General features: G+C 36.7%; 8 protein-coding genes. All 8 read left to right on the top strand.

What is annotated here, in order from left to right; all coding sequences use genetic code 11:
- Positions 1–119 precede the first annotated feature (119 nt).
- Complete coding sequence (locus tag KKG99_16395; GenBank protein ID MBU1014580.1) at positions 120–494, top strand: DUF86 domain-containing protein; 375 nt, start codon at positions 120–122, stop codon at positions 492–494.
- 171 nt (positions 495–665) lie between these two features.
- Positions 666–2027: an oligosaccharide flippase family protein gene (locus tag KKG99_16390; GenBank protein ID MBU1014579.1), complete on the top strand. Its 1362-nt coding sequence runs from the start codon at positions 666–668 to the stop codon at positions 2025–2027.
- A gap of 4 nt (positions 2028–2031) precedes the next feature.
- On the top strand, positions 2032–2787 hold the full coding sequence (locus KKG99_16385; protein ID MBU1014578.1) for an FkbM family methyltransferase: 756 nt from the start codon (positions 2032–2034) through the stop codon (positions 2785–2787).
- A gap of 29 nt (positions 2788–2816) precedes the next feature.
- Complete coding sequence (locus KKG99_16380) at positions 2817–3641, top strand: sulfotransferase domain-containing protein (GenBank protein ID MBU1014577.1); 825 nt, start codon at positions 2817–2819, stop codon at positions 3639–3641.
- A gap of 41 nt (positions 3642–3682) precedes the next feature.
- A complete protein-coding gene (locus KKG99_16375) occupies positions 3683–4567 on the top strand; it encodes a class I SAM-dependent methyltransferase (protein ID MBU1014576.1) in 885 nt (294 codons plus the stop codon).
- A 364-nt stretch (positions 4568–4931) separates the two neighbouring features.
- Entirely contained in the window at positions 4932–6167 is a 1236-nt protein-coding gene (locus tag KKG99_16370) for an O-antigen ligase family protein (GenBank protein ID MBU1014575.1), read from the top strand.
- The gene (locus tag KKG99_16365; GenBank protein MBU1014574.1) at positions 6154–6954 is read left to right on the top strand and encodes a glycosyltransferase; all 801 of its coding nucleotides are present in this window, start codon (positions 6154–6156) and stop codon (positions 6952–6954) included. Before KKG99_16370 ends, KKG99_16365 begins: the two co-directional genes overlap by 14 nt.
- A partial coding sequence (gene asnB, locus KKG99_16360; protein ID MBU1014573.1) for an asparagine synthase (glutamine-hydrolyzing) occupies positions 6955–8738 on the top strand: 1784 nt, incomplete at its 3' end.

Below are 8738 nucleotides of genomic sequence, written 5' to 3'. Positions count from 1 at the left end.
TTCACTTGCGGGGCTATACCTCTATCTGGAAAAAAAATTTGATCGAAAGATTGAAATCGTTCGTAAAAGTAGCCACTTGAGCTCACGGTTTGTAAAGCGTGTTGAAAAAGAGGTCATTTATGCCTGACTCGATTTTGCTGGATATGTTGGAAAGCGTGTTAGAATCACTTGAAATCATAAATGAACGATTTGAAAAAGTGGTTGAGCCTGATGATTTTGTATCAAGTTCTGCTGGAGTATTATTGTTTGATGCCATCTCAATGAGGCTTCAGGTTGTTGGCGAAATGATCAAGCAAATTGAAAAATGTCACAGAGATTTTCTTAATCAATATACTGAAATTGAGTGGGACAAAATTATGAGACTTCGTGACATTATTTCCCACCATTATGAAAATATGGATCATGAGATTATTTATGACGTTTGTCAGAATCATGTTCCAAAACTAAAGCGGACAGTAACTGAAATGATAATGAATTTTAATCAAAGCAGTTAAAGTCCAATCTGCGTAAGAGAACTTTATAGCAATGAGTTGGAAACAACCGACCGATATTTGTCAAGAATAAAGATTTGACCCTCGGCCATAATTGACCCTCGGCCATAATGGCGAAAGACTCTAAGTTTCTCAAAGGGCACACTTGAATAATGCAGCTAAATTGTTGATTTGGTGATAATTACCTTGGCACTCGAAGGTTCACAATACAAAAGAAATCGTTTGATTCGCAATGGGGGTTGGGCCTTAGGAGGAACGATAATATTATCGTTCCTCGGGTTGACAACCAATATTTTACTGACAAGACTGCTCCCTGCTGCAGATGTAGGGGCCTACTTCTTACTTGTAAGTCTGGTAATGTTTTCGGCTATCTTTGCGCAGGCTGGTGTATCACAGGTTTTATTGCGGCGGGTTGCTCTCTCACCTGAAGTTTATGGTCGACGTGGAGCGGCAAATGATGTTAAGGCAGCAATGATTTATGTTGGAGTTGGAATATTATTTATTGCTTCTTTAATTTTGCTTTTTTTTGATCTGTGGATTGCTAAGTTTATTCCCGGACGCTACGATTTAAATCTAAATGTTTTTATAATAATTTTGTGGATTGTTGCCTTTGCTTACCAAGCTGTGGTGACGGAATCTTTCCGCGGTTTTCACAATATTCGAAACGCTGCCATATTTGGTGGTATAATAACCAATGTCATGTTTGTAGCAATGCTTGGAGTCTTGTATGCTGAAGGCTCTAAGCCTGAACTGAGTGATATTGTAAAATTAATTGTTTGTCTGTCATTGTTGTCTTTGATAGTTGGATTGGGTTTATTGTATCGACAAATTGTTTCTATTGAACCAGTTGGATACATACGACGACTGAAGTCGATATACCATGAGTCAATGCCATTATTTCTTTCCAGCTTGCTTATGGTCGTGATTACTCAAGGTGATATTTGGTTGGTTGGATACTATTCCGGAAATGAAAATACTGCTATATATTGCGTTGCGGCGAAACTTGCAGTTTTAACGGGGATGCCAATAAACCTCATTAATGCAATAATTCCTCCTCATATTTCACAATTATATGCGGCCAATAATCCTCATGAACTTGAAAAACTTTTACGAGTGTCGGCTGGGATTGCAAGTGTCCCAACCATTATAATGGTATTTTTTTTGATTTTTTTCGCAAATGATATATTAGGCTATTTGTATGGGGTTCATTTTCGCCAAGCGGGAAATGTTTTGCGAGTACTCTGTATTGGTCATTTAGGCCATGTTTTATTAGGATCCTCTGGTATGGTATTAATGCTAACCGGCAGGGGTAAGGAATTGATGGTGATTACTTTTATTAATTGTTTATTCCTGACTATCGGTGGCGTAATAGCAGCTCCTTATGGTATAGTTTGGATTGGATTTGTCGCGGCAAGTGCTCTTGTAATCCAAAAGATGTTGATGTGTAAATTGGTTCATTCAAGATTAGGCATTCACACCCACGCAAGATTCGATATGGGTTTATTTAAAATATTTCTAAGCTTTATAGGGAAATGAAAACATGTGGATAACTTTTTTGAAACATTCAATTCAATATTTATTTAAAACATTCGGCCTGGATTTGAGCCGCTATCACCCAGAGACGAACAAGTGGTTTGTTCAGAAAAAATTACTGGAGAATGTTGTCAGTCCAGTGATACTGGATGTAGGAGCAAACATTGGTCAGACACTTAAAGTTTACAAATCGTTGTTTCCCGATGGAGAAATTCATTGTTTCGAACCATTTCCAGATTCTTATAATATACTTAAGGACTTTGCTACACAATTCAATAGATCTCAAACTTATCAACTTGCAATTGCGGAAAAGACAGAAGAGACTGTTTTTCATGTTAATTCTGATTACCATGCTACAAATTCTTTGTTTTATAGACCCTCTAAGGGATACTGCTATTATCCTAAAGAAGCACAGCTAAATGATACTATTCCCGTTAAAACTGATACTCTTGATTCATTTGCTCAAAGGATAAATTTGAATCAGGTAAATATTCTGAAAATGGATATTCAAGGCGCTGAACTTTTAGCACTTCGTGGTGCGACTCAGCTTTTGGAAAATCAAGCTATAAGCCTTATAGTAACAGAAGTCATGTTTGTCCCGCATTACGAGGGCGGTGCTCTGTTTAATCAAATACATGACTTTCTGAGTACAAAAGATTATTCATTGTTTGGAATCTATGATGCGCATTTCGCTGAAAATTGTCAAATTCGTTTCGCTGACGCAATATTTATCAGTCGTGATTTGCGGGCACAACTAAAATAAGAAGATCTTTAATTTTCTGGAGTTAATTGATGCTATCTAAAGTACAACTTTTATTGGCTAAGAGTGTAATTCGATTACAGGAGTTCGGACCACCTGGGCGAAGGTTGTCAGTGTTTGAAGATGATGTTTTCATCGTATCCTATCCGAAATCTGGTAATACATGGGCTAGATTTTTACTTGGTAATCTCTATTCCCAGAGTGAAGCTGTTACCTTCGCCAATATTGAACGAAAAGTGCCTGATATTTATCAGAATTCGTCAAAGATCCTGAGCCAGTTAAATAGACCACGTCTTCTTAAAAGTCATGAATACCTAGATCCCCGTTATCGTCGAGTGATCTATATTGTAAGAGACCCGCGTGATGTTGTTATTTCTTATTACAACTATATGATAAAAATTCGTATTATCAATGAGGATTATCCTCTACTGGCTTTTGTGGAACAATTTGTCAAAGGTGGGTGGGATCCTTTCGGGTCATGGGGTGATCATGTTGGAGGATGGTTTGGGGCAAGAAAGAAAATGCCTGATTTTCTTTTTTTATATTATGAGGATATGCTTGATGATCCAATCCGTGAACTTAAAAAAATGGCGACATTTCTTAAATTGTCTTTTTCAGACGAGAATATCGAAAAAGCTGTTGCGATGAGTTCATTTCAGCATATGCAAGACTTAGAGAAACTGGAAAGTATGAGATGGAAGCCAATAAAATCTAGTAGAAAAGATAAGTTATTTATTCGCAAAGCTAAAAAAGATGAATGGAGAACTGAATTACCTCAGGGCGCAATCGAAATAATTGAAAATAATTGGATGGATATTATTTCTTCCTTGGGATATAGGGTTGGTGATCAACATTGAAAGAATTAAAATGCTATAGCTGTTCCTCACCTAACATTAAGTTGATTGGTGATATCGCGCCTAACAATACATTTGCCGGACAAGTACTCGAACAATTGATCGATGGTGGCGGTTTGTATAAATGTAATGGATGTAATATGTTTTTCCGTCATCCCCAACTTAATGAGAAAGAACTTAATAAACTTTATCGTTTAGGAAATCTAAAAAACTGGTCATCAAATGCGTCCCATCGCAGAGACTGGTATCTGATTCGCAATTGGCTGGTTTTGCAAGAAGGGATTGAACGCATCCTTGATATCGGCTGCTTTGATGGCCGTTTTCTTGAATACCTTGGAAAAGATTACTGTTGGTTGGGCATTGAGATCCATAATGAAGCTGCATCAAGCGCAGAGTCAAAAGGAGTGGAGCTTGTGGGCAGAAATTTTGAGAACATGCCAGTCTTGAGTCCTCTTGCTGATTTGGTCGTTGCCGTTGATGTATTGGAACATAGCTCCGATCCTAAATCTTTTTTGAAAGCAGCAGCCTCCTGTGTCCGACCTGGTGGGTATATAGTGATCTCAACAGGCAATACTGATGCTTTGTCTTGGCGTTTGATGGGAAGTAAATACTGGTATTGTCATATCCCCGAACATTTCTCTTTTATTAACCCAACATGGGCAAGATATGTCGCACCAAAGTTGGATTTGCAAATAGAAGAATTTAAAGTGTTTTCCCATTCTGAAGGAAAAGTAGATTTTAAACGAAAACTCTTTGAAACAATTGGCAATTTGCTTCTCCTTATCTGCCCAAAAATGTTTGCCATGATTCGAAAATTCGGTTTTGGTGGTATTAACTATCGTCTCTATCCAGAATTGGCTTTAGCACCTCCATGCTGGGTGACTTCGATGGACCATATGATAATTGTTTTCCAAAGAAGAACTAATTGATCAAGCATCTCTCCCAAATTAATATGTTTTACAGTTCTTCATTTTTAGAAACCTTGGGCCTTATCTGTTGAATTTATCAATTTCACTCGAATGCCCGTTTTTTTATTAATAAAAATTATCTGTATATTATTTCTTTCTTTGAAACGCTATTAGAATATTACGAAAGATGTCTGTCAGCCCGATAGTCAGTTGAAGAAGTTTTAAAATTTGGTATGCACAAATGAATAGCTTGATTTATATTGCAACTACATATATCAGTCACGTAGAGAGCCATCCGATTTTATATTGTACGAACAACTTGCCAGGGACAATCGAGCTCATTAGGGAGGCCCGGTCAGCACGATTTTAACTTTGGATAAAATTAATGATGCATTTTCTCCGTAGATTATTGAAAATTAATTTAAAATGGTTTTTTGTATGTGCATTTGCTTTATTGTTAAACGGACAGTTTTTATACTTTGGTATAGTCCAATTTTCTGGAAATGAACCTAATTCCTCAATGACAGGCATGTGGTTTATTGCGCTTATGTCCATTTCTGTCGCATGGGGTTCCACTAAAGAAAGGCTGGAATTAACATGGATAGATTTTTTCATTTTTTTATTTTATATTTATATTGTTCTATATTATTTATACAATGATTATGACTCTTTTTTATTATTGCAAAAATATCTTGTCTTTGGGATTTATGCATACTGTACTGGTCGCTTATTCCCTCGAAAATATTTAATCAACTTGATGTATTTGACAGTAATTTTGGGAGTTCTTTCAATTATTTTATCAGTTTGTGTGATTCTCAATATTGATGGTTCATTTGTCAATGGTCGTTTTGCTATACCAGTTTCAAAAAATCCAATAATGACAGGTATAACGTTTAGTATTGTTTGCTATGTATGTATTCTGTTATTTGTGAATTTGGAAAAGAATAGGTATTCTTATTCCCATGCAATTATATTTATAATAGGCCTTTTTTCATTGATATTTATTCTACTCGCAGCGTCTAAGCAGGCTTTTATTGATCTAGCTATTGCTTTAGCATATTTATGGATTAAATGGAAGCCAGTTAGAAGGGCACGTTATATCGCAATCGGCTGCGTTTCATCTATAGTAGTTTTATACTTTTTTTTACGTTCTGGAAATTTACACCTCCTTCAATCATTTCAGCATTTTTTTGTTTCACAATCTTCTAAGATTCGAATAGAAGTAATGAACGCAGGTTTGGACGCATTTAAAGAAAACCCAATATTCGGAGTCGGTCCAGGTGTTACTTTATGGTCACATAATATTTATATAGATACTGCTGGGCTATTGGGTGTAGTTGGCCTTTTATTATTGGTATTTGCAACTATTCCAGTCATGTTAAAAATCATTTTAGTTAAAGTATCTTACCATCAAAAAAAATGCACAGAATATCTTTTTGTATACGGAGTCATGTTGATGTTTTTTTTTACTTCTATTGTGTCCGGTGTCCTATTTAGTTCTTTTTCCTTTTTTCTGTGTTTAGGACTGGTTGTGAAGATAGTTCCGGGTCTAAAAAGAATGAAGGTGTTTACGTATAATATTAAATTAAAACCGGAGAGACTGATCAGTGAAAAATATTAAAATATCCATTATTACGCCTTCTTATAATCAGGCTGAATATTTGGAATGCACAATTAAATCTGTTCTGGAACAAAATTATCCTAATCTTGAATATATAATTATAGATGGCGGATCCACTGATGGTAGCCTTGATATTATCAAAAAATATGAATCTCATTTAGCCTACTGGGTTAGTGAACCGGATAACGGTCAGGCCCATGCAATCAATAAGGGCCTTAAACGGGCCTCTGGAGATTGGTTGGGTTGGCAGAACTCGGATGATTTATATTATCCTGACACATTTAAAGGTTTGGCTGAGATTATTTCAAAAAATATTCATGCAGATCTTATTGTTGGAAATATGATGCTTGTCGACTCGAACGGTAATAATATTAGAGATATTAAATATGTCCAACCAACATATAACTCTCTTCGAGCAGAAGGTATGGTTTTAGCTAATCAATCGTCATTCTGGAGTAGGTCAGTACATAGTAAAATTGGTTGGTTAAATGAAGAATTACAATATTCTTTTGATTATGAATGGTTTTTACGTCTCCTATATGTCTCGAAAGCTGTATGCTCTAATGAAATGTGGGGCGCTTTCCGGCTCCACGGTTCAGCAAAGACCGCTTTAAATAAAGAGCTATTTGGTAAGGAGAATAAGAAAATTTTGGGTGTGAATAACATGTCTCCATTAGATATACGATTTTTCAAATTGAGACGACTGATTCTTCTGTTTATTCAAGGGGATTTTTCTTATGTCTTGAGGGGAATGTTCCAAAGATGTTTTTCTAAAGGTGATCATTAAATGTGCGGTATTTTCGGCGTAACAGGCATTAATAATGGATTATCAATTGAAAAATGTTCGTTTGCATTGGATCTTATGGCTCATCGCGGCCCGGATGATCGAGGTGAATACACCAACAATCACGTTTTTTTCGGACATCGCCGTTTAGCTATTTTGGATTTGAGTTCCTCTGGCCACCAACCGATGGTTGATAAAGAAACTGGAATAACTATTGTTTTCAATGGTGAAATTTATAATTATTTGGAAATTCGTAATCAGTTGATTGCAATAGGGTACCATTTTAACAGTAAAACTGACACTGAAGTACTGTTGAAAGCTTTTATGGAATGGGGGCCAAAGTGTTTAGATCATTTTAATGGGATGTGGGCTTTCGCCATATGGCAACCCAAAAAAAATAAAATTTTCGTTGCTAGGGATCGCTTTGGAGTAAAACCCTTTTATTATTTTAATGATAATAAACAATTTGCTTTTGCGTCAGAGCCCAAAGCACTGTTGGAGATTTTCCCGGAATGTCGTAAGGTAAATCCCAAAGTCCTTTATGAATTTCTCGAACTCGGGATGCTATATGCTTCTGATTCATCATTTTACAGTGGTATTGAAATATTACCTCCAGCACATTGTGGGGAATATGATGTGGATAAGGGTTCATTTATTACTTGGCGTTATTGGGCTTATCCTGAATGTCCCGAAAATCATGAAGCAAAATCAATCCTTGTTCAAGAGTTTAAAGAATTGCTGAATGATTCAGTTCAACTTCGATTAAGGAGTGATGTTCCTGTTGGGATTACGCTTTCTGGTGGACTTGATTCAACGGCAGTCCTCTCAGCCTCTATGAGGGGAAAAAAATCTAAGAGGGTTTGTTTTACATCTGTATATGGAGATAGCGGACGCGGGGAATCAAAGTGGGCTGAGATAGCATCAAAGCCATATGGTATAAGACCTATTGAAGTCGACGCGCCATTTGCTGATTGGATAAATACACTGCAACAGATCAGTTGGCATATGGATGCTCCTGGTTATTCACCGGCAGTTTTCCCACTTTGGAGTCTGATGCAAAAAGCTCGTAATATGAATATTCCGGTGCTACTTGAAGGACAAGGTGCTGATGAATGTTTGGGTGGATATCCGCAATATGGGATTCTGTCATTTATTGATAAATTAAAGGATTTATGTATCCGGCCGACCTTGAATAAGATTCAGAACGCTACAAATGAATGGAATGGACTGTCAACTACCTTTACATCCAAAATGGCCTTTTTGTGGTTGATCCGTGAATGCTTCCCGTGGCTGATTAAGTGGAACCGTAAAAGGGTTGGAGCAGGTTCGACATTAAAACCCGAATTTATAAAAAAAGCATTAAAACTTGGTGCAAGGGAGTTTCGTTTTCCTATTTCGAATAATATGGATACGGTAACCCGGCGACTATTGAAAGATTTTTCGGTAACCATTCTTCCAGGACTTCTTCATTATGGGGATGCCATCAGTATGGCCCATTCCATTGAATCCAGATTGCCGTTTATGGATTATCGTCTCGTGGAATGGTTATTCTCACAATCTTCTGATGTTAAAATATCTTCAGGGGAAACAAAATGGATACTAAGACAATATTTGCGCAACTCAGGTCAGGAAACAATTGGAAACAGGCCAGATAAATTAGGTTATCCGACACCACTAGACGAATGGCTTTCAATTGATAATGGAAGGGTTCCAAAGAAATATTTATTGTCTCATGATTCATTGATCCAAGAATTCTGCAATCCCGAACAAATTTCAAGGCTGATAGA

This window comes from Bacteroidota bacterium, assembly GCA_018816945.1.
Lineage (GTDB): Bacteria > Bacteroidota > Bacteroidia > Bacteroidales.
The sequence above is the reverse complement of the archived record's forward strand: the minus strand, read 5'-3'. Positions and strand labels throughout refer to the sequence as shown.

What these genes read in the sequence shown, in the direction of transcription:
- KKG99_16370 (MBU1014575.1), top strand. Translation starts at nt 4,932, where the DNA reads ATGATGCATTTTCTCCGTAGATTATTGAAAATTAATTTAAAATGGTTT.
- KKG99_16380 (MBU1014577.1), top strand. Translation starts at nt 2,817, where the DNA reads ATGCTATCTAAAGTACAACTTTTATTGGCTAAGAGTGTAATTCGATTA.
- KKG99_16395 (MBU1014580.1), top strand. Translation starts at nt 120, where the DNA reads ATGCCTGACTCGATTTTGCTGGATATGTTGGAAAGCGTGTTAGAATCA.
- KKG99_16385 (MBU1014578.1), top strand. Translation starts at nt 2,032, where the DNA reads ATGTGGATAACTTTTTTGAAACATTCAATTCAATATTTATTTAAAACA.